Here is a 20,948-nt window from a genome sequence, read left to right as displayed (position 1 = left end):
TGCGTTATCCGCACTTCGACGTAGAGTTTCAAGCGACAATGCACAGCGTCCAAAGCCTTCGTATCAAACCTTCGAGCCACTATATATGTCTGCCATCGCCGTTCAAAAACTGGGGCTCACTGCCGAGGGGCCGCTGAGCATAGAACATTTCCAAGAAATTTCGCGCGCCGACGATCGTGGCAAGCTCATCCGCAAGGCGGCTCGGGTGGCCTCGTTCAATGGCTGGACGACCGCGATCATTGCGGCGCTGTCGGCACCCTTCGCCTTGTTGAGCGTCGCTGGTCTTTTGGTGACCGTCGTGCTGTCATTCGTCGCATGGAATGAGTTCCGTGGACGCAGCCTGCTCAACAAATTCAACCCGAAAGCCGCCGCGCTCTTAGGTTGGAATCAGATTGGATTCCTGGCAATGATCGTCATCTACTGCGGTTGGATGATGTACACAGGGATCAACGAGTCTGATTCGGCTCTCTCAGAATTTACGTCGAATCCGGAACTGAGTGATCTCCTCGGCTCGCCCGAACAAGTGACCGGCCTCTATGAAATGCTTGTCTACGCGGTGTACGGCTCGGTGATTGCAATTAGCGTAATCTTCCAGGGATTCACTGCTCTCTATTACTTCACTCGACGGAAGCACATCGAAGCTTACGTGCGAGCGACGCCTGAGTGGGTACGCAAGCTGCAGCGAGCATAAAGTTGCTCATTCGCCGCAATTGGCAACGATTTGGTTTGCCACGAATAGCGGCAGGTGGCTTGCGGACTAAATTCCACACTAATTCTAATAGCCCGGAGCGAAAACAAGTAATTGCTTTGACACGCCACCTGTCTGCTGATATGCTAACGGCCAGAGTACCGATTCTTATCCCTGAGAAACGCTATTGAATAGCCAACCCTTGCGATTCTTCGTTTGCCCTGACCGGCGACGTTGTGAATTGCCTAGGTTGGCTTTTTTCGTGGATACTTTTTAATAAGGCGGGTCGCCATGCGTAACATCAAACTGATCATCATGACAATCCTGTTGCTCGTGGTGCTGGTGGAAACATCAAGCCGAGCGGACATCTTGTTCTCTGTCACCCCCATGCGATTGCCACTCCTTGCCCCCGAGCAAAATCTCCAAGGTTTCTGCGCTTGTCAGATAGATGCCAACACTACGGACGGTGGTTTGATTTCAGCCATTGATCTCGCTATTACGGGACGGTTTCATCAACGCTGGTATGACATTGACTTTGACGGGATTCCTGACCCGTCGCCGATAGGAGCGTCAGCTGATGGGCGCGGTGACAGTCACCTGACACCTGTGTCGGGCGCGTTAATTGGTCGTGCGCCTATCGAGAATAATAACGTATTCCCCAGTCCGTTGCCTAATCCTAATAGTGACTGGAACTATGGCGTGGGCACGTCTCTACGCGGTGCTTGGGGGATTCCAGGCGTCAGTCAGTCATCGACGGCCTCAGTGGCCTATCTGGTATTGCCACGAAAGGTCACTGACGAATATGACGAAATCTTCGACTTCGATTTAGTTTACGGAATCGTTACCTCAAGCGGCACTTTTCGTGGTGAGTTCGGTCCGCACCTCACCGGCTCTGCAGCGGTTTTCTGCATACCCGAGCCGAGTACGCTAACGGGTGCGGGGCTGGCAGTTTTGGCCCTTATCTGTTGGCGCCGCAGTGACTAAACACAATCGTGAATTGAGAAACATCTTACCATGAATAACGTAGCTGCCTGCTCTCGGAAACTTCGCGTTGCCATCGCGTTGATGGTCATTGCTTCACTGACGGCTCAGTTTGCACAAGCCGGCGTCATACTTGGAGCTATTAGTCAATCGCCACCGTTTTCCGCGCCTGATGCCGCCCTGACCGGATTTTCTAGCTACCAGTTCAATGTCTCCACCGACGATGGTTCGCTCATTCAGGCGATTGATGCGACGTTTACGCTACCGATGCATCAGCGTTGGCAGGATGTCAATTTTGACGGCATTTTCGATCCATCTCCGCTTGTTGCACCCAGAAGTGGACGAGGAGATAGTGCTCTCACGCCGGCAGGCATCATGACGCGAACAATTGTCGAGAACAACAATGTAAGTCCCAGTCCCCTCATGGATACGGCGGCATTTGACTATGGAGTAGGGAACTACTTGTCGGGCGCGTGGGAAATTCCTGCCTTCGACCAATCCACTTCTGTCGACCTGGCGTATCTCGTAATTCCAGATGGCTTTTCCACTGTAGACAGCATTTACGAAATCAAGGTGCAAACCTCGAATGGGCTCTTCACGCTCTCCCAAGGCACCTTGCCACCGCCTCCCCCGCCTCCACCTCCGCCACCTCCTCCCTCGACGATAACGCGACTCGTGGCAACGGCAACTAAAATTGCCCCACCATTTCTCGCTCCCGAGGCCGCGCTGACAGGTTTTGTCGCTTATCAACTCGATGTCCATTCGCTGGACGACCATCTCGTCTCGGCAGTCGAGATTTCCATCGAAGGGCCGCTTCATCAGCGCTGGTTCGATGTCGATTTCGATGGTATCCCCGACTCCTCACCAAGCAGCCTTCCAGCTGATTCGCGAGGTGATAGTCATCTTACGTTAATAGCAGGAGCACTGTTTGCTTCTGCTTTTGCTCCTGTCGAAGACAACAATGCAAGTCTTAGCCCGCTCATGGATACGGTAAATTTTGATTATGGAATCGGCACATTCCTTCGCGGGGCTTGGGGTATCCCGGGAACGATTCAGACGGCGGACGCGCGATTGGCCTATATCGTGATTCCCGCAGACTTTGACCCACGCGACCTCGACATCGCGATTAAGGTCGTAACCCGCGCTCGGGACCGAAGGACCTACACCCAAACGCTTACCGCCGCTGATTTCTTCGTGCCGGAGCCGAGTTCGCTGATTCTCTCCCTGCTGCCAGCTATGCTTCTCGCAGGTCGCCATGGAAGAAAATGACCTTTTTTCCTTCACCGGGCGTGACGAAGCGAGGTATTCCAGGCCCAATAGGGTTAGAATCAATTGTCTCGGTTCAGGATACTGCCGGTCACGGCGAGGGAGAACTGGTGTTGTTGCGCAAACTCAGTGTCGCAGTCTTATTTCTCGCTACGAGCATCGTTTTCCCACAGTTCGTGCGGGGAGGCGTTTTGCTCACGGCACAGCGCGTCGACCTGCACGACTCTCTTCTGGAAGGGTATTCCGCCTGGGAAATTGGCTTGGAGACTGATGACGGCAGTCTGCTCCAAGCGTTTGATGTGACCCTTTCGGGCACATTCCACCAAAGTTGGTTCGATGTGGACTTCGACGGACTGGCCGACCGCACGGGAAATGGCTTGGTCGATGGCCGCTCAGATAGCCACCTGATTCTGCCTAGCAATGCGCTGGTTGTGCGGTCTCCCGACGAAGACAACGCCGGTGGGGCCTCAAGTTTAGCTGACAGCCAATTTGCCACGGGCCTGGGAACGTATCTCTCGGGTGTGTGGGGCGTTCCGGGTAGCAGCCAAACAACGTCCACAAGTTTGGCTTACGTGGTACTCCCTGATCTCGCGTGGGATTTAACGTTCGATTTATCAGTTGCCACCAGTCAAGGTATGGTCAAGTTCACTCCCGAAACGATCCTGTCTGCTCCCGATCCAGCGAGTTCGCTAAAAAACATCCTAGCGACCGCGGAAGTGGTCCCTCCGCCCCAACCGCCGGCACCTCCCTTGCCCTTGCCTGAAGTCGACGATCCGCCGACTGACCTACCGCAAATTCCGCCCTTACCAACGCCCGAACCCTCGGTTCCGCCAATCGACGAACCTTCGGTTCTACCGGACGACTTGCCAACACCCCCGGCGGAAGGCACGCTGCCCGTTGATTCGGATGAAGGGTTCGAAAGACCTCTCAATCCCGGAGAAATTATTGAGATCCCCATCTACGGATGGGATCCGGAAATCGATTTGGAACTGATCCTTTTCCCAGGTATAGAAATTTGGCAACTAGTTCATCCAGACTTGTCGGTTGTTGATTGGGAGAGCAATGACGTGACAGACCTCGTATGGACTTACTTTGGATTGCCTGTTGCCTTTGATGGAACCGTGAATTTGTACGATACGATGGCAACAACTCAGGGTGAATGGTTGGTAAATTCGAGTTTTGTAAACTTCGGCAACGCAGCTTGGCATCGGTCCGTTGGGTCTACTTCTGCGGAATCGGTTGTTCCGGAACCAAATTCTCTTCAACTCCTCGCGCTCGTTTTAGTATCCTCAACGGTGCATTTCGGCTCGCGGCGGACGCGACGGTAGACGTGATTTTTGGTGCACCGTTTCACCAGCCCTACGTCAAAATAAACTTCGAGGGAGATCCCCCGGATCCTACTCGCTGAAAATGTTTTAGCCGAATACTTCCCAAATCTGCACCGGGTTCCCTCGCAAAAACTCGGCCGCGCTCATCACGCGCTTTCCGGCCGGTTGAATCTGTTCGAGACTCAAAAAACCGTCACCCGTCGCGACCACGAGTTGCTGCTCCGCGGCGACGACGGTTCCCGGCGCACTCAGCGGATAATCACCGCTCGCCACTTGCACGCGGTCGAGAATCAGGCGTAACGGCTCGGCCGAATCGCGCTGCCAGGAAGTATAGGCACGCGGCCAGGGATGAAGCGCGCGGGCTTGGTTTTTGATCTGTTGGGCTGAGCGCGACCAATCGACCTGGCCATGCTCTTTTTCCAATCGGGGCGCTTTGGTGGCTTGTGCTTTTTCTTGAACGATGGGATCAGCAGTGCCCGCTTCCAACTGGTCGACGACTTGTAGGACTAGGTCGGCTCCACGCTGGGAGAGTCTGGCTTCCAATTCGCCGGCTGTTTCGTCGGGATCGATGGCCACGCGATCGACGCCAACGCAGGGACCGGCATCGAGCCCAGGCGTCATTTGAATCACCGTGTTGCCGGTTTCCAAATCACCGTTGAGAACAGCCCATTGCACGGGTGCAGCGCCGCGATATTTGGGAAGCAGTGACCCGTGCAAATTGATCCCACCCAATTGCGTGACGGCGAGCGTTTCTGATTTCAGGATCTCGCCGTAATCGCACACGACCAACAGATCGGCTTCGAGATCAGTGAGCTTCGCCCGAGCCTCATCGGCATTGACGGTCTCGGGAAGCCAAGTCGAAATGCCAAGTTCTGCGGCGGCAACTTGCACAGGCGCGGGAAGCGGCTTGCGACCCCGCGGCGGACGACTCACGGCAAGGAGCACTTCGTGGCGAGAGGCATGCAAGGCGCGCAACGTCGGCACGGCAAACGGTCCCGTTCCTAACATCACAATCCGCATGGCAGTACCAAAGATTTTGAAACCACGAATCAAACGAATAGCACGAATAAAGGCAAAGAATTTAAACCGCTAATCCACGCTAATGATCGCTAATAAATTCATAAGCGTTTTTCAGCGAATATTAGCGGTTAATCTTTTCTTCTTCTGATTCGTGCTATTCGTTTGATTCGTGGTTAATAAATTTCTAAGTTCGCAATTTTTCGAGTTCGGCGATTTTGGCGACGATCTGCTCATCGGTCGGCATTTCGCCCACGTCGCGTTTGCTTTGGAAGTCGATCTCGAACTCTTCCAAGTCCTCGCGGAAGTCGGCGAACTGGGCGGGTGACAAACGATCAATGAACAGCACGCCGTCGAGGTGATCGGTTTCGTGCTGCACGATGCGGGCAAACAGCCCTTCAAGCTCGCCGGTGAACAACTCGCCAGCCAAGTTGTAGGCCTCGATTTGCACTGTTTCCTTACGGGTCACTTCCGCGGTCAGGCCGGGAATACTGAGGCAGCCTTCCTCGCCGTCGACCTGGCCTTTGCCGCTCAGAATCACGGGGTTAATAAAAACGAACTCTTGGTCCTTCTTATTGGCATCGCCCGTCGGATTGGCGATGAACAAGCGATACGGCAAATCAACCTGATTGGCCGCCAGTCCCACCCCTTCATGCTTGTACATGAGCTCGAACATCTGGGCGATCATGTCGCGCAGTTCCCGGTCGACCCGTTTGACCGGCTTCGACACGTGCCTCAAAGTGGGATGGGGATAATGAATAACCTGCAAACTCACGCCAGCACCTTCGTACCCAGAAGTTAAAATTTTGTCCGTAACGAAACGCCCATTGTGTGCAATTACGGCGTGGAGGGACAGGTTTATTATAGACTTTCTAGCTATCAAAACGGAAATCCCGGATCGCGTTGCGATCCGGCTAAGGTCTTCACCTAGCCGGACCACAATGTGGTCCGGGATTGTTGTTCGAGAACTACGAGGAACCGCTTACCGCTGGGTCGGATACCAAGGGGCCCGCACGTGGTAGACACCGAATTGGTGCGTGCTGCTTGGCCAGTAGGGGGTTTTGCGGAAGCCGGCGCCGAACGGTGCGGGGCCTGGGTAATTGCGACCGAATTGGTGGTCGATTCGCGAGATGCTCACACTTGGTGCGCCCCAGCTCCAGTTGGTTTGCAACTGAGCCGTGGGGGGAACGACCATCGCTACGGGATACCCATAGGACGAATGAGCGTAATTGGCGTGCCAGTTCGAAAGCTCCGCACGACGCAACGGATGCAAGTACGGCGCTTCGGCTGAGGCGAGCGACCCCATCAGCGACGCAGCCAAAATAGCAGCACCGCAGCAGATTGAAATTTTGTTGATCACGATTTCATTCCTCGTGCTGAAATTGATTCTAAGTAAGCCCCTTCCCTAGCCCCGGCGAGAGGTGAAAGGGAAAGATTAATATTTGATGCTCAAGTCGTGGATGATGTCTTGCAGCTTAAGGCCGCGCGTACCATAGCGAATCTTCGCCCGCGACCAACCTGCACCGGGCGTGTGGGCATAGTGCGTGCGGCAATGGTGATACATCATTTCGTGAGGCATCAACGGTTGATAGGTCGTGTAGCTGTGTCCCACGTACGCGGGTACGGGCAACGGCGAAACATACATCTGAGCTGCCGTGCCGCTGGGCTGGGGACCTTCGTAGAAGTTGTAGAACAAATCGCCTTTGTTCTGGTAGCTGATGACTCGCTTGTAGCGGCCTTCGACTTCGGCATTGGCGTTGGCAGAATCCAACACGGTGCCCACGAGGCACGCCAGCATTCCGACGGCGAGAATTCGAATACCCATGTATCGCCTCCCTGCGTTCACGAAGCTCACGCGCGGAGTGCTTGCAGCAAAAGCAAGGAGCCGGCGAGAGTTTGGGGTTGGTTTTGTTTGAGTCCAATCAGGCAGGCGGTCTTGGTTGACCGGGATTGGACTGCGGGGGTCACGGACGGCAACGGCGACTCAGCCGCCGAATTGCAACGTCCTACAGAGGGTTTCGGCTCGAACGGTTCCTATCGATGAGAATTTGTTTGCCGAAGGATACGGTAATTCCGGTTGCAGGCGAAATGCGGGAACGCTGCCCTGGGTAGGACGCCCGAAAATCGCTACAATCCCCCTAATCCACAAAGTTTAGCGGTCCGGGATGCCGGGATAGCCGCCGTGGGTTTCATTGTCAGGCTTGGTGTCGGGACGACGCCGGCCAGCCCCAATTATTCCGTTGGGGCGACTCCAGCTGGGAATCGAGGGAGATGTCCGTTTAGCGGCAAGAGATAAAGTGGCCACTGCAAAGAAGAAAGCTTCTCGACCCGTGAAGAAGGCTGCGCGCCCCGCCAAGAAGCGTGCTGCGAGCGAAACCGTCGGCGACGAAGCAACCGACGACCAAGAGATCGAAGTCCAAGCCGAGACCAACGGCGAAGCCAAGCCCAAGCGGCGCACCACCGCCCAGGCGATGGCGGCCAATCAACGCGATATCTCGGTGAGCGAATTCTTCGCCAAGAATCGCCACCTGCTCGGCTTCGACAATCCGCGCAAGGCGCTGCTCACTACGGTGAAGGAAGCGGTCGACAATTCGCTCGACGCCTGTGAGGAAGCCGGCATCCTGCCCGAGATTTGGGTTCACATCCAACAGATGGCGCCCGATCGCTACAAGGTTGGCATTCAAGACAACGGACCGGGCATCCTCAAGAAGCAAATTCCGCTGATCTTCGGCAAGCTGTTGTATGGCTCGAAGTTTCATCGCTTGCGGCAAAGCCGGGGCCAGCAAGGGATCGGCATCAGCGCGGCGGGTATGTACGGCGTGCAAACCACCGGCAAGCCAGTGAAGATCATCTCCAAGGTCGGCGCCAACAAGCCCGCCCACTATTACGAAATTCAGATTGACACCAAGAAGAACGAGCCACGCATTCTCAATGGCAACGGCGAAGGGGTCGACATTCTGCCCGGCGAAAAGGGCAAGGCTGTTATCGAAAAACATGGCATCGAATGGGTCGAGCAAGCGCATGGCACACGGGTGACGATTGAGCTTGAGGCAAAGTTCAATCGCGGGCGAGGCAGCGTCGGCGAGTATCTCGAACAAACGGCGATTGCCAACCCGCATATCACGCTGCACTACGAAGACCCCGATGATTTCGAGTACATCTACGAGCGTTCGACCAAAACATTGCCCCCCGAGCCGAAGGAAATCAAACCCCATCCTTATGGGGTGGAACTTGGTCGGTTGGCGGCGATGCTCGAGGAAGGCCCCGGCGGATCGTTGTCGGAGTTTTTCAGTAGCCGCTTTTCGCGGGTGAATGGCTCAGTCGCCAAGAAGATCTGCGAAGCGGCCAAAGTTAGCACGCGAACCAATTCCCAAAAAGTTGACCGCAAGCAAGCGGAAGCGCTCTATCAAGCGATTCAGCAAACGAAAATTGCTCCCCCCGCGACGGATTGTATTTGCCCGATTGGTGAGGATTTGATTCTCAAGGGGATGCACAAAGTCGTGCCGGGCGAGTTTTATGCCGCCGCCACGCGACCACCGGCGGTGTACCGCGGCAATCCGTTCCAGATTGAAGTGGGGCTCACTTACGGCGGAACCGCCCCCACGCAGAACATCACCAAAGATCTGCTGCTTGAACTGTTGGAAGAAACTGATGCCCGAACGGTCCGGCAGTTTTTGGTACACACTTTCAACGGACTTGGTGGCGAAGGGGCCGACAAGATTATCAAGACGGCCAGCATCGGCACGCGGCAAACACCGAACAAGCTCAAGCCTAAGGAAATCGAAAGCTTGTTCGCCGCCATGAAGAACGTGAACATTTCCGAAGGCCAGTCGATGGAAATCTTGCGATATGCCAACCGCGTGCCGTTGCAATTTCAACACAGTGCCTGTGCGATTACTCAAACAATCATCGGCACGAACTGGCGGAGCTATGGCTTGAGCCAATCACGCGGGACGCTTCCTAAGGGTCCGGTGAGTTTGATGGTCCACATGGCCAGCGTGTGGGTGCCGTTCACCAGCGAATCCAAGGAAGCGATTGCCAACTACCCCGAGATTCAGAAAGAAATCCGGCTCGGACTGCAAGCCGTGGGACGTAAGCTCGGCATGTTTTTACGGCGACGTTTGCGGGTGAAGCAACAATCGGACCGCCGCGAAATCTTCTTGCGATATCTCAAGAAAGTTTCGGAAGCCGTCAGCGAAATCAACGGCGTGAAACAATCGGAGCTTTACGAGCAACTCGTGAAAGTCGCCAAGAATCGTACGGCCGACGCCGACATGAAACTCGACGAACGGGGTAAAAAGGTTGAAGACCCCACGCAACTCGACTTGGGCGACAACGTATTGATCGTTGATCCCATGTCGCACGAAGCGGCCATCAATCGCGTCGCGGTCGCCGAAGAAGCGGAAGAAGACATCGAAGAAGATTCGGAAGAATAAAAAGTTAGTCGGCATCGTCCCGATGCCGAGACGTTACGCATACCAAATCACACGGCATCGGAATCCGCCGCGGCGGACCGGCAAACAAATAAATTAGCATCATGGCCAAGAAACGTCCCGTTAAAGTTGAAGCCACCAAGCGCGGTTCCTCGGTGAAACTTACGCCGCGTGACAAGAAAACGATGACAAGCATCACCGGGTTAGCCGACCGCGTCGTCGCCGCGGCGAAAACGCGGAAAGATCCGTACGTCGATATCCCTTCGCGCACACTGGCGAACGTCAAGTTCAGCCCGCGCAAGGGTATCCTTGAAATGGGCACCAGCAAAAACCGTCGACAGCTCTTCGATCTGTCGCAAGCGAAGGCCTACATGCGCACCATGCTCGTGGCGAGCGGCTGCAAGCGGCTGCTCGATCAGGGAAAGACAACGAGCCTCCGGGGTCTGTACTACATGCTTAAAGCCACGATCGAAGGTTCCAAGGAAAACACCTTCGATGAACAAAATGAGTGCGACACGATCATCGAAGACGTTGAAGTACTGTTGGATTCCATCCGCGAAGAGTTGCACCTGTACGCGGAAAATCGCGGTGCGATGGTCGGCAATATCACGCTGATCGACAAAGGGGACACGATCGATTGCTCGCGCATGGGTTCTGGTGGCTACGCGATCCCCTCGATTGTTGAACCCGAAGTCATAGAGCTCGATCCGAAAAAGTGTGGTGCGACGTTTATCCTCCACGTCGAAAAAGGGACGGTCTGGCAACGGTTCAATGAAGACAAATTTTGGCAGAAGCACAATTGCATCCTGACCCACGGGAGCGGCCAACCCCCACGCGGCGTGCGGCGAATGCTCTACCGCTTGCACAATGAATTGAAGCTGCCCATCTACTGTGTGCTCGATAACGATCCGTGGGGATACTATATCTACAGCGTGATCAAACAGGGTTCGATTAACCTGGCCTACGAGTCGCAACGCATGGCGATCCCCGACGCCAAGTATTTAGGACTACGCAGTATCGACTTCGATCGCTGCCAACTTTCGGACAGCGTGAAGATCGCTCTGAACGAAAACGACCGCAAACGCGCGAAGCAGATTGCGCATTACCCGTGGTTCGAGAAAAAGAAGCGTTGGCAAGCAGAAATTCAGCGAATGCTCAAAAACGATTTCAAGTTGGAAGTCGAATCTTTGATCTCGAAAGATATTAGCTATGTCACCGAGGTGTACGTCCCCGAACGGCTCGAAGCGCAGGATTGGTTGGATTGAGCGAGCTGGCCGTGCTATAATTGAATAGCACCTTTATTTCTGGAGTGGTTTTATGGCTACTGGCGCGCCTTCATCACATCCTTCCGTTGCCATCTTCGGCGAGCCGGTCTGGGATCTCGCCCTTCTTCACCCTGCACAGGGCAAGTGGAGTCACGAAGACTACTTGAGTCTGACGGACAGCACTAACTGGCTTATCGAGTACACTGCTGGACATATTGAGGTATTGCCAATGCCAACAATCGAACACCAGCTCATTTTGAAGTTTCTTTTTCGTGCTCTCGATATATTCGTCGAACGACAGAAGATCGGTGTCGTGCTCTTTTCTCCCACTCGTGTTTATCTCGACCCTGACAATTATCGAGAGCCGGACATCGTGTTCAGTACCATGGAGCGGCTCACTAAGAGTGGAAATCGCTACTTTCAGGGTGCCGATCTGGTCATGGAAGTGGTGAGCGACGATCCCGAATCTCATGAACGCGATTTCGAGAAGAAGGTTGTTGATTACGCCGAGGGCGGAATTCCGGAATATTGGATCGTTGATCCTCAAGAGAAAAAGATCACCGTGCTCACGCTCGTTGGCAAAGCGTATGAAATGCACGGCGTGTTCGGCGAGAATGAAATCGCCACTTCGAAGCTGCTAGCGGGCTTTTCGGTTGCTGTGACCGATGTCTTTGCCGCGGCGAAGGTTTAACGACTTTCTCCCCACCTTTCTCGTGGAAATTCCAATCTCCCCGCCATTTTGGCGAAATGCCAGCAGCGCCGATTGCGTTATGCTGTGTGTAATTCTCGGGGCCGAGGTCGCGTAGTCTTGGTAGCGGCCGCTAGAACCAACACCTTTCGATCACTTTTTCGCTAGTCATTTTTTTGCTAGGAACTCGATCATGAAATACGTTTCAAAACTGCTTATGCTTGTTTTCTTCTTAACCGCGTTGCCAGCGATCGCGCAAACCACGGCGACGGCCCCCACGACCGACGCGGCTTGGCAATTGCATATCAACGTCAAAGGTCTGTTTGCCAGTCCGCTGGGGGACATGATTAATAAGGTCATCGCCGAGAATACCGACAAAGGCAAAGAGAAAGAACTCGACGTGAAGGCGCTCATCGACGCCTTAGGCTTTGACCCTCGCACGGCGATTGGTGAGGTAGTGATTTACGGTAACGACTTCGAGAAAACATCGGCAACTGTAATCGCCAACCTCGGCCCAAACCGCGGCAATATCGAAGGGTGGCTTCTAGCAGCTCCGGGTTACCAATCGGAAGACCTCGACGAGAATACGATCGTGCATTCCTTCGTTGCCGAAAAAGAAGACATCCCTCGGATGTGGTGTGCGATGCCCAAGACCAGCGGCAATCAGAATTACGTGTTTGTCGGTTCCTTCAATCGCGAAACAACCGTGGCCTTGGCCAAGGAATTGCAAACTGCAGGCACGGCTGAACTGGCTGGCCAACTCACGGGCGAAAAGTTTCTCTCGATTTCGGTGAATGATCTCTCCAAGGCTCCCATCGAGATCGATCAAGACGCCCCTGGGTCGGGATTGATCAAGACCATTCAGTCGCTCGCCCTTTCAGCTGCGTCGGCACAGGATACGCTCTCCATCGACGCCAATATCACGGCCGACACGCCGGCTCGGGCCCAACAGATCAACCAGCTGATAGTCGGCATGAAGGCGATGGTGCAACTGGCCGTCCCCGACAACGACGAAGAAGCCAAGAAGCTGGCCGAGATGCTTAATCACCTCAGCGTAAGTCATGCTGAAGGCGAGACAAGCGTCGTTGCCAATTTCCAAGTCGGTTATGATGTGGTTCAAGGCTTAATTGACGAGATTAAATAGATACACTCTTCAATGGCGAATCCAACGGCAACCACCGAACCGGCTGATCAGAGCGACGAGCAATTGGCTCAGCGCGTGCAAGACGGCTGCGCGGAAAGCTTTGCCGAACTGGACCGCCGACTGCGACCTCGTTTGCTGCACGTCTTAACACGGCGTCTTCCCACACGGGAGGACGCCGAAGACGTTGTGCAGCAAACCTTGTTGCGAGTCTACGAGAAAATTCATCTCTACGATCCAAAGCAACGATTGAGTCCCTGGATATTCACAATCGCCCTGCGACTCGCCGCGGGGCATTCCCGTCGAAAAACTTTGCCGATGGGGCAACAAGCGGACGGCCACTTGGAACTAACCGACGGCGCACATTCGCCCTACGAACAAGCCAGCCAACGTGAAGAGCGCGATCAACTCTGGCAGATCGCCGACCGTGCATTAAAGGCGGAACAATGGACCGCTTTGTGGTTGTTCTATGGCGAGGAGCAATCGATTAAGGAAGTCGCCCAATCATTAGGGCGAACCAAAACATCGGTCAGCGTGCTGTTGTTCCGCGCTCGCAAGGCCTTGCTGCCCCATTTAAAAAAACTGACCGTCACGGAGGACGACGCTGAAATCGAGGAATTCTCGAACACTGAGCTATCGCCCACTTTGCTGTTTGATTCTGGCAGCAGAGACGCGGTTTACCAGCTCGCCGGGAGAAACAAATCATGATTCGCACATGGCTCGAATTTTTGATGCAACGCTCATTTGACATGGGAACGCCCCTGTCCGGTTGGTTGCGTTGGCTGGAGCGACGCGATGCAAGTCTGCGCAATTACGCGGCTCAGGCTCAGGAACTCGACGATTTGCTGCGCGTTTCCGCGAACACTCGTCGCAAAGAGCTGGCGAGTCGGCCTGCTTCTGCCGCGATAAGCTTAACAGCTCAACGCGAAGCACCGTCTCACCGGGTCTTCGCTTACCGACCAGTTGGCTGGCTGGCAGCCGCGGCAGCGATGTTGCTGGTCGGTACGATGCTCTTCAACAATTACGCCGAACAGCAAACGCGGGCCGAGCACGCCAAGATGATTTCGACGCAATTGGCTGCGATGCCCGACGAAATGCTGGGCGTGTTTGCACAGGCCGCACGGACATCGCAAGATTATTCACCGCTCGCGCAGTTGAAACTTCCTGAGGTCACGGTGTTGAACGAGATTCCGCGTACGACTCAAGGCACCTTACGCGAATCGTTCAGCGAATGGGGTTCGCAATTGTCGGCGATGGGCGAACGAGTGTATGAACGGTTCGACGTGAGCGCGGAAATGAACTAAGTGAATAGCCGATCTTCTGGGCAATTCATTCAATACACTTAAATTAACTGGATTATCGATTTGCTGACAAAAGGAGCGTGAATATTGGCTCAACCCGGTCCTTCGGTCAGGTCTCGTCGGAAAGTGCTCTCACTTTTGTGATGCGCTCATGCTCATCAGGCCGCCTGTCGAAGTACACAATAGGCCCAGGATTTCTCAATCCGGGCGAAGCTACTTTCACTTGGATAATCCTACGATGAATGTTCCCAAGAACCTCGGGATGTTATTGCTGGCCATTTGGCTGATTCTGTTCGGCGTGCTAACCGCGCCATTCCTAGGGGTAAGCTTCTCACACAGTGCCGACATCACAGCCGTGCTGGCGATCGTGGCCGGTGTTTTGCTTTTGATGCAGAAGTAGGTAGCACGCCTAGCGAGCCTGCTCGTTTGAGATGGTGTCCCAAACTCTGGGAGTACTGCTACTCGATTCCGTACGCACCCGCGGGTGGCACTTCGATGCCCGTGCGGCTGGTGAGATTGAGCTTCGGCAAGAATCGTGGTTCGATGGCAAAGATGAAGCTGACGTTGTCTTTCGACGAATCGTACGCCAAGCCGGAAGTCACGAGCAGCGATTCGCCAATCCGCGAGACGGAAATTGACTGGCCGATCGCGCCGGTATCACTGAAGTCGTAAGAAGCACCGAGTGAGGAAATCCATTTCTCGCTGATGCGATAGTTGTAGCTGCCAATCAGGGCGTTACTCTCGATCGGCCCGCCAATCGATTGCAAGCCCAGATAAGCATTGCCCCGTGTGGGACGATTCAATAGCACACCGGCGGAGATTGTCTTCATGCCGTCACCAAAGAAATCGGCGAAGCCATCTGAGAGGACGGTAAAGCGATCTCCCAAATGCCAACGGGCGTCGTAATTGAACAGGCCGATATCTTGACCGAAGTTATCGCGATTGGCGTCTGGGAAGTACGTGATGTTCGAATCGATGGTGAGCCAATCGACGATGTGTTGCCGCCCGGGGCCACCACGTTTGGTTTGCCAACGATGCCGCATACCCAAACGCAAGGTCGCCAGATCGTCGGCGATTTCAGTCGTCGGCGACGTAACCCAACTTTGGATACCGGTCCGTAAAGCGTAATTCGGTGCAAGGAATTTAGGATCCTGAATCTGGGGCGGCAATAAACCGGTGTAGGTTCGCAAGTTCATCTGCAAGATATTTTGATCCTGTAGCGGATCGTAGAGCGGCAGTTGGTCGAAATCTTGACTGGAATCGGCGTAGGTGGCTTCCGCTTCAAACACGACTTTGTGCGACAAGCCATTTAAATTGAACAACGGATCTTGCACACTCGGGAACGTCGCCCAGAACGGCATGCTGGCCCGCACGCCGGTGTTAATGTACGCCCGCTGGAGTTCCTCGCCGTTGAGATCCTCGCCCCATTGCGCGAGTTCACCCAGTGCGAATGGTACGACTTTCACGCCACCGAGCATCATGGGCAGATCGAGTTCCTGACGCGTGACCAAGCGCTCACCCGCCAAATTCGTGCTGGGAGGACCTTGCCACGGCAAGCCATCGGCCACCTGAGAGGCCAACGTCGGATTCGTCGGCGTGCTGGCGTAGTCAATGCGCCCATAGGCCGCCTGCGAATGCTCAAACCAAGTGAGCGTATCATCGCAAAGCGATTGACCCAGCCAGTAATGATCGAGTCGCGGCAACCAACCCGTTTCCGTAAAGAACGGATTCACCTGGGCATTGGCTTCGATCAGGAATTCGCGATTGTCGACGATGTGCCTCGCCCGCAGACCGGTGCGCGGATCACGGCGTTCATCCCATTCTTGTTCGAAGTATTGCTCGACGAACGTGAGATCGCTGCTCCAACCCGATTCACCGGTGATTTCCCAGCCGTTGTCCAAGCGTTGACGGTGTTGGCCGTAGAGCCGATATCGATAGTTTGCCTCGGGCACAATATCGCGGCGGCCAAAACCGAGGTTGTCGTTGCCGTTATCGTAGATGCCCCAGTAATCGAAAATTCCTTGCGCCGGTCCCGTGAAGCCGAAGATATCGTTCCGGCCATAAGAGAAATCGGTGCCGTGGCCCAAACCACGCTTGCTGAGGTAATCGAGGCTCAAACCCCAATCCGTGCCAGCGGGAGCGTTACGAATGCCGAACAATTGGTAGGCATCCAGGTCGAACATCGATTGGAAGCCAAACACGTTGTCGTTGCCAAGACGAACGCTATCGATGAAAAAGGTCGGCTTGCGCAAGTCGGTGGCAATCGTCGGCCAATAGAAGATTGGCACTCCCGAGAGATAGACGAAATTGCCTTGGCTCTCGGCCAGTTGTGCGTGATCGGTGATGACGGCCCCCGTTTGCGGATCGAAGGCCTGCGTTTGCATGTCTTGGAACGTAATTTCATTGGCGCCGAAATGGTAGCTCGGCTCTTCCAAACGGCTGGTAGTGACGAGGGCATCCGTGGCGGAGAAATTCGCAGCATCGAGTTGGCGAATCGCCGCGGCACGTAAGCGAACGAGCCCCTGATATTCAAAATTCTCGGTCCGGGGAAGCGGCGTGAGCAATTCCGCGTTCAAGATCACACCCACCTGACGACGCACGTCATAAAACATGCGGTCGGCATAAACCACGCGATCCCCTTGGCGAAACTCGATGTTCCCTTCCATGTAGATTTGCAGCGGCGTGTCCTGGCTTTGGAACGATTGCCCACCGACGCCCAAGTCGCCAGCAGTCCAAATCACCGCGCGATCGGTCGTGATATCCACCGTACCAACGGGACCAAAAGCACTCGGCAAACCGTTAGTCGGCAAACCTTCGATGAGCAGCCGCATACCACCGGAAACGGTCACGGCCGTTTCGCCCGAGGGCAGATTCTTGCTCTGAATATCAGGCGGAAAATCGCTACGCGGGAAGAACTCAATACGGCGCATGCCACTTGGGCTGGGCTGAACGGCGACCGCCGGGGGCAAGAATTCGTTGTATTGTGCGAGCATCAATTGGCGTTGATGTTCGGGATCGAAATGCGCGAGGCCCCGATCGTAAATTTGTGGTGGTTGTGGAGTCGCGATCACCGGTTCGGGCAATTTCATCCGCAATTCGCCGTTGGTTTCCAAACGCTTGAACCAAGCGGTTTCCGTCTTGCGCGAAGTTTGATCGCCAGCGACCGGAGAATCGTCGATCACGACTTTGTCGGTGCGCGAAGCTTCCATGTACACCACAACACGATTCGGATCGTGAGCCGGTCGGTTGGCATCGAGCCACAACACAGCTTCGGGCGCACGGGCATAGGTGAGCCCGTGGTTGATGTAGCAATTCCCTTTCAGATGCCAAACTTCGTAGGTCCCTTGCTGCCAGCGGCAACACCAATCGGCCGCGATGGTGATCGGCTCTACCGACGCACTCGCAGCTGGAGCAGGTTCCTCGGCTCGCAAGTCGCGAGAACTAAATTCATTCAAACCGAGAAAACACATCAGCGTGAGCAACACGCGGAAGAACTTCGCGCACCGCGAGCCGGTCCGGCTGGTGCGGAGAGAGGGCGGGCAACGCTTGGTAATGCGCGCGATGCTCAGGGGTGGGCTTTCTGAAATGGGAATGGCAATCGTGCCAACGATAAGCAAGGGTTCGAGTTACGAAAAAAATCCTGCCCAAATTTGGGTGGCGAAGTATAGGAGCCGTCAAAAAGGGAAGCAAGGTACTTTGGCTTGTTGCTAGCAGTTCCTAAAGCCTTTGAGGTCAACGACTTAAAACGCCAAATTATTCGGCCATTCGGCTTCCGCAGGCCACCGTGGTGAAGCGTTCAATTTTTCAACTTGGTGGGTAACACGCCAGCACCGCCTGCGCTCAGCAAAGTAACCGCCCTTCCCCGCCTCCCTTTGAGTTGTCGAGCGTGTCATGAACATCGATACTACGCATCCCGCCTCACGTTCTTTCCCACTCCGTCATGCCGACACGATGTCCGACACTTCCACTCATTCAGCGATTCATTGGCTCATTGAGCAGCGCTGGTGGCTGTTGGCGTTGGCGCTCGTATTGGGAGCAGCTGGTGCATACATCGGACGCGATTTGCAAATGGATCGTTCCCTGGAACGAATGTTCGCTCCCGATGATCCGCTGCTCGCACCCTATCAAAAGTTGCAACAAGCCTTCGGCCAACATCAAATCGTCTTGGCCGTTTATCGTGATCCCAAGTTGCCCACGGCGGAGGGATTGGCACGCGTTGATCAATTGGCGCAAGCCGCCCGAGAACTCCCCGGCGTGGTATCAGTCGTATCACTGCACGAGGTTCCGGGCCTGCTTGGTAATGCAGGAAAAGAATTTCACACCAACATCCGCGCAGAAAAACTTAAAAATGTGTTTGCCGGCTACACCCATAACGACACCTTGGATGCAGCCGGTGTGGTTTGTTTGTTGGATAAAGATGCCAACGCAAAGGTTCCCACTCGTGAAACGCTGGCCGGGCTTCGCCAGCTTGTAAATCCCTTGCCCGGCGGAGTATTGATCGGCGAGCCGGTACTCATCGGCGAGGCGTTTGATCTGTTGGAGATCGATGGTCGTCGGCTCAATACATGGTGCTTAGCACTCTTGTTGATTACGTTTTGGATTTGCTTTCGGGACCTTCGTTGGCTGGTGCTGCCCCTCTTATTGGTGCAACTCACATTGGCCATGACGCGGGGCGTTCTCGTGGCGCTCGATCTTGAGCTAAGCATGGTGAGCTCGATGCTCGCGGCGATTGTCACCGTCGTGGGAATTGCCGCGGTGATGCACGTGATCGTTCGCTATCGGGATGAACGGCTCGCTGGGCTTCCGCCACGCGAAGCTTTCCAGCGAACCGCCGAATTGGTGGCTGCCCCGCTGTTCTATGCTTGCTTGACCGATGCCTTGGGCTTCGCCGCGCTGATGGTCTCCAGCGTCAAACCGGTTGTCGACTTTGGCTTGATGATGGCGATCGGCAGCATGCTGGTTCTCGTCGTAATCGTGATGATTTCCCCGGCCATCATTCTCTTTGGCAAGCATCGCGAGAAGCCACAACCGGAACTCGAGGCCAGGCGTCTGCAATGGCGCTTGCAAGCGCTCTACGACTGGAGTTGTCGACACGCTCGGCTCATTGGAGTGACTTCCGTGGCCATCACGATGTTAGCCGTGGTGGGAAATATTCGCCTCGAACAAGAGACCGATTTCACACGCAATTTTCGCCAAAACAGCGATCTCGTTCGCGGATTTCAATTTGTCGACAACAATTTCGGAGGGGCGGGCGTTTGGGACATTCTGATCCCGGCGCCTGCTCGAATGAATAAAGCTTTTGTGTTGGAGATCCTTGAATTTGAAGAGCAGTTACGCCAACAAGCCCCCGGTCTGACCAAGACAACTTCGCTGGCCGATATGCTCGATGCGGGCAGCGGTGGTTTGAAACGGATTACCCTTGGCGCTGATATGGCGGTGCGTGGTAGCTTGAGTCTAGTTCGCGGACGGCTGCCTGATTTCATCGCCACGATCTACAACCCCACCGCCGACAGCGACAAGCGCTATTTGCGCATTATGTTGCGTGCCCCGGAACGTCTCAAAGCCAGTGAAAAAGCCGTTTTGATCACTCAAGTTCGCGCGACGACTTCCAAGGAATATCCGGAGGCACACGTCACGGGCTACTTTGTGTTGTTTACTCACCTGATCGAAAGCTTACTGCGCGATCAGTGGACAACCTTTGCTGTCTCTGCCATTAGTATTTTGTTGGTGATGGCGTGGGCATTTCGCAGTTTGCCGCTTGCGGTGGCCACGCTGATTCCCAATATCCTGCCCGTGTTTTGGTTGTTTGGACTCATGGGATGGTTGGGCCTGAAAATCAACATGGGCGCCGCCATGATCGCCGCGGTCTCGGTGGGGCTCTCCGTCGACGGCTCGATTCACTACGTGATGTCCTATCTAAGATTAAAGCGCCAAGGCCTGTCACGCGATCAAGCCTTGCTCGACGTGCAATCGAGCGTCGGCCGCGCCGCGGTACTCGCCACGCTGGCCCTGATGGTCGGCTTCTCGACGCTCTGCTTCAGCGAGTTTATCCCGACGGTCTACTTCGGCACGCTGGTGAGCCTCACCATGATCGGCGGGCTGGTTGGGAATCTGGTGGCGCTGCCGCTGTTGTTGCGGGTGGTGGAGAGGTGAACGCCATTAAGAAGTTGAAAGACCACTCATTCTTTTGGCTGCTTCAGAAGGATATCTTCCGCAGCGAACTAATTCTTCACGCTCCAACAAACGCTCTGCCGTATTGAATGAAAGAATTCGTGCCGTCACTTGACCAGCCGCTGAAAGCGGTTCAATGATGTGACTTTGAATGCGAAAATGATCCGGCCATTTGTCCTTACGAGGATTAAAGAAGGCGACAAATAGCCCTGTCGTTTGCGACATTGAACCAATGTCCGACCCTTTTGCTCGATTGCAGAACGTGCATGCGAGTGCAAGGTTAGACTCTTCGGTCAATCCCCCATGCTTCTCACTGATAATATGATCGACTTGGCAACCAAGGTATGTATCTGCCTGATGAATGAGACAATACTCACAGACTTCGCCAGCCCGTGATTCTACTAAACGGCGTAGGTCGGCTGGAATATAGCTGCTCATAACGCGCGAAGACTCAAAGCGCGCGCCTTAGCCAGCCGCATCAGGTGTTCGATCTTTAAGAAGTAATCAAGTTCGGAAGCCTCGTCCGCTGAAAGTCCTACGGTTTTCTCTTTATGGACGAGATTTGCCACTTGCTCTTTCGTGGCTTCCGAGGCTTCAAACCGCGAAACGGCGTCGGAAGTCGTGCCGGCGGCAATAAAGTCAACAATTTCTTCGTAAGCACGGATCATA

At 54.7% G+C, this 20,948-nt stretch carries 19 protein-coding genes; 12 read left to right on the top strand and 7 right to left on the bottom strand.

The window, feature by feature from the left end; translation table 11 throughout:
* The first annotated feature begins 85 nt into the window (after positions 1-85).
* The 4 genes from SH678x_RS01850 (at position 86) to SH678x_RS01835 (ending at position 4,263) form a co-directional block, all read left to right on the top strand.
* On the top strand, positions 86-691 hold the full coding sequence (locus SH678x_RS01850; RefSeq protein ID WP_496921183.1) for a hypothetical protein: 606 nt from the start codon (positions 86-88) through the stop codon (positions 689-691).
* A 288-nt stretch (positions 692-979) separates the two neighbouring features.
* On the top strand, positions 980-1,672 hold the full coding sequence (locus SH678x_RS01845) for a PEP-CTERM sorting domain-containing protein (protein ID WP_496921182.1): 693 nt from the start codon (positions 980-982) through the stop codon (positions 1,670-1,672).
* A 30-nt stretch (positions 1,673-1,702) separates the two neighbouring features.
* Complete coding sequence (locus SH678x_RS01840) at positions 1,703-2,938, top strand: hypothetical protein (RefSeq protein ID WP_496921181.1); 1,236 nt, start codon at positions 1,703-1,705, stop codon at positions 2,936-2,938.
* A complete protein-coding gene (locus SH678x_RS01835) occupies positions 2,935-4,263 on the top strand; it encodes a hypothetical protein (RefSeq protein WP_496921180.1) in 1,329 nt (442 codons plus the stop codon). Before SH678x_RS01840 ends, SH678x_RS01835 begins: the two co-directional genes overlap by 4 nt.
* 87 nt (positions 4,264-4,350) lie before the next feature.
* On the opposite strand, the gene fmt is transcribed toward SH678x_RS01835, so the two are convergent.
* The 4 genes from fmt to SH678x_RS01815 all read right to left on the bottom strand — a co-directional run bounded on the left by fmt (position 4,351) and on the right by SH678x_RS01815 (position 7,105).
* The gene (fmt, locus tag SH678x_RS01830; protein WP_496921179.1) at positions 4,351-5,283 is read right to left on the bottom strand and encodes a methionyl-tRNA formyltransferase; all 933 of its coding nucleotides are present in this window, start codon (positions 5,281-5,283) and stop codon (positions 4,351-4,353) included.
* A 184-nt stretch (positions 5,284-5,467) separates the two neighbouring features.
* Positions 5,468-6,055 carry a peptide deformylase gene (gene def, locus SH678x_RS01825; RefSeq protein ID WP_496921178.1) on the bottom strand — a complete coding sequence of 196 codons (588 nt, stop codon included), beginning with the start codon at positions 6,053-6,055 and terminating at the stop codon, positions 5,468-5,470.
* A gap of 207 nt (positions 6,056-6,262) precedes the next feature.
* A complete protein-coding gene (locus tag SH678x_RS01820) occupies positions 6,263-6,640 on the bottom strand; it encodes a hypothetical protein (RefSeq protein WP_496921177.1) in 378 nt (125 codons plus the stop codon).
* 75 nt (positions 6,641-6,715) lie between these two features.
* The gene (locus SH678x_RS01815; protein WP_496921176.1) at positions 6,716-7,105 is read right to left on the bottom strand and encodes a hypothetical protein; all 390 of its coding nucleotides are present in this window, start codon (positions 7,103-7,105) and stop codon (positions 6,716-6,718) included.
* A 472-nt stretch (positions 7,106-7,577) separates the two neighbouring features.
* Here SH678x_RS01815 and SH678x_RS01810 point away from each other — a divergent pair, with 472 nt between their 5' ends.
* The 7 genes from SH678x_RS01810 (at position 7,578) to SH678x_RS01780 (ending at position 14,508) form a co-directional block, all read left to right on the top strand.
* On the top strand, positions 7,578-9,716 hold the full coding sequence (locus SH678x_RS01810) for a DNA topoisomerase VI subunit B (RefSeq protein WP_496921175.1): 2,139 nt from the start codon (positions 7,578-7,580) through the stop codon (positions 9,714-9,716).
* 101 nt (positions 9,717-9,817) lie between these two features.
* On the top strand, positions 9,818-10,978 hold the full coding sequence (locus SH678x_RS01805) for a DNA topoisomerase IV subunit A (protein WP_496921174.1): 1,161 nt from the start codon (positions 9,818-9,820) through the stop codon (positions 10,976-10,978).
* A 52-nt stretch (positions 10,979-11,030) separates the two neighbouring features.
* The gene (locus SH678x_RS01800; RefSeq protein ID WP_496921173.1) at positions 11,031-11,669 is read left to right on the top strand and encodes a Uma2 family endonuclease; all 639 of its coding nucleotides are present in this window, start codon (positions 11,031-11,033) and stop codon (positions 11,667-11,669) included.
* A 190-nt stretch (positions 11,670-11,859) separates the two neighbouring features.
* Positions 11,860-12,810 carry a hypothetical protein gene (locus SH678x_RS01795; protein WP_496921172.1) on the top strand — a complete coding sequence of 317 codons (951 nt, stop codon included), beginning with the start codon at positions 11,860-11,862 and terminating at the stop codon, positions 12,808-12,810.
* 12 nt (positions 12,811-12,822) lie between these two features.
* Positions 12,823-13,515 (top strand): RNA polymerase sigma factor, encoded by a 693-nt coding sequence (locus SH678x_RS01790; protein ID WP_496921171.1) that lies wholly within the window; start codon positions 12,823-12,825, stop codon positions 13,513-13,515.
* Complete coding sequence (locus SH678x_RS01785; protein WP_496921170.1) at positions 13,512-14,111, top strand: hypothetical protein; 600 nt, start codon at positions 13,512-13,514, stop codon at positions 14,109-14,111. Before SH678x_RS01790 ends, SH678x_RS01785 begins: the two co-directional genes overlap by 4 nt.
* A 235-nt stretch (positions 14,112-14,346) precedes the next feature.
* Positions 14,347-14,508 carry a hypothetical protein gene (locus SH678x_RS01780; RefSeq protein ID WP_496921169.1) on the top strand — a complete coding sequence of 54 codons (162 nt, stop codon included), beginning with the start codon at positions 14,347-14,349 and terminating at the stop codon, positions 14,506-14,508.
* A 58-nt stretch (positions 14,509-14,566) separates the two neighbouring features.
* On the opposite strand, the gene SH678x_RS01775 is transcribed toward SH678x_RS01780, so the two are convergent.
* Positions 14,567-17,725 carry an LPS-assembly protein LptD gene (locus tag SH678x_RS01775; protein ID WP_496921168.1) on the bottom strand — a complete coding sequence of 1,053 codons (3,159 nt, stop codon included), beginning with the start codon at positions 17,723-17,725 and terminating at the stop codon, positions 14,567-14,569.
* Between the two features lie 274 nt (positions 17,726-17,999).
* Between SH678x_RS01775 and SH678x_RS01770 the strand changes: the two genes are divergently transcribed.
* Positions 18,000-20,261 (top strand): efflux RND transporter permease subunit, encoded by a 2,262-nt coding sequence (locus SH678x_RS01770; RefSeq protein ID WP_496921167.1) that lies wholly within the window; start codon positions 18,000-18,002, stop codon positions 20,259-20,261.
* Between the two features lie 6 nt (positions 20,262-20,267).
* Here the strand turns inward: SH678x_RS01770 and SH678x_RS01765 are convergent, their stop codons facing one another.
* Complete coding sequence (locus SH678x_RS01765; protein WP_496921166.1) at positions 20,268-20,717, bottom strand: HNH endonuclease; 450 nt, start codon at positions 20,715-20,717, stop codon at positions 20,268-20,270.
* A complete protein-coding gene (locus SH678x_RS01760; RefSeq protein ID WP_496921165.1) occupies positions 20,714-20,947 on the bottom strand; it encodes a hypothetical protein in 234 nt (77 codons plus the stop codon). The genes SH678x_RS01765 and SH678x_RS01760 overlap by 4 nt, the downstream gene beginning before the upstream one ends.
* Between the last annotated feature and the right edge of the window lies 1 nt (position 20,948).

It is taken from the genome of Bythopirellula superficialaquae (assembly GCF_059632245.1).
Note: the sequence above shows the minus strand (reverse complement) of the source record. Positions and strands in the feature narration are given on the sequence as shown.

What these genes read in the sequence shown, in the direction of transcription:
- SH678x_RS01800 (WP_496921173.1), top strand. Translation starts at nt 11,031, where the DNA reads ATGGCTACTGGCGCGCCTTCATCACATCCTTCCGTTGCCATCTTCGGC.
- SH678x_RS01835 (WP_496921180.1), top strand. Translation starts at nt 2,935, where the DNA reads ATGACCTTTTTTCCTTCACCGGGCGTGACGAAGCGAGGTATTCCAGGC.
- fmt (WP_496921179.1), bottom strand. Translation starts at nt 5,283, where the DNA reads ATGCGGATTGTGATGTTAGGAACGGGACCGTTTGCCGTGCCGACGTTG.
- SH678x_RS01770 (WP_496921167.1), top strand. Translation starts at nt 18,000, where the DNA reads ATGAACATCGATACTACGCATCCCGCCTCACGTTCTTTCCCACTCCGT.
- SH678x_RS01780 (WP_496921169.1), top strand. Translation starts at nt 14,347, where the DNA reads ATGAATGTTCCCAAGAACCTCGGGATGTTATTGCTGGCCATTTGGCTG.
- SH678x_RS01760 (WP_496921165.1), bottom strand. Translation starts at nt 20,947, where the DNA reads ATGATCCGTGCTTACGAAGAAATTGTTGACTTTATTGCCGCCGGCACG.
- SH678x_RS01845 (WP_496921182.1), top strand. Translation starts at nt 980, where the DNA reads ATGCGTAACATCAAACTGATCATCATGACAATCCTGTTGCTCGTGGTG.
- SH678x_RS01815 (WP_496921176.1), bottom strand. Translation starts at nt 7,105, where the DNA reads ATGGGTATTCGAATTCTCGCCGTCGGAATGCTGGCGTGCCTCGTGGGC.
- SH678x_RS01790 (WP_496921171.1), top strand. Translation starts at nt 12,823, where the DNA reads ATGGCGAATCCAACGGCAACCACCGAACCGGCTGATCAGAGCGACGAG.
- SH678x_RS01765 (WP_496921166.1), bottom strand. Translation starts at nt 20,717, where the DNA reads ATGAGCAGCTATATTCCAGCCGACCTACGCCGTTTAGTAGAATCACGG.
- SH678x_RS01805 (WP_496921174.1), top strand. Translation starts at nt 9,818, where the DNA reads ATGGCCAAGAAACGTCCCGTTAAAGTTGAAGCCACCAAGCGCGGTTCC.
- SH678x_RS01785 (WP_496921170.1), top strand. Translation starts at nt 13,512, where the DNA reads ATGATTCGCACATGGCTCGAATTTTTGATGCAACGCTCATTTGACATG.
- SH678x_RS01795 (WP_496921172.1), top strand. Translation starts at nt 11,860, where the DNA reads ATGAAATACGTTTCAAAACTGCTTATGCTTGTTTTCTTCTTAACCGCG.
- SH678x_RS01850 (WP_496921183.1), top strand. Translation starts at nt 86, where the DNA reads ATGTCTGCCATCGCCGTTCAAAAACTGGGGCTCACTGCCGAGGGGCCG.
- SH678x_RS01840 (WP_496921181.1), top strand. Translation starts at nt 1,703, where the DNA reads ATGAATAACGTAGCTGCCTGCTCTCGGAAACTTCGCGTTGCCATCGCG.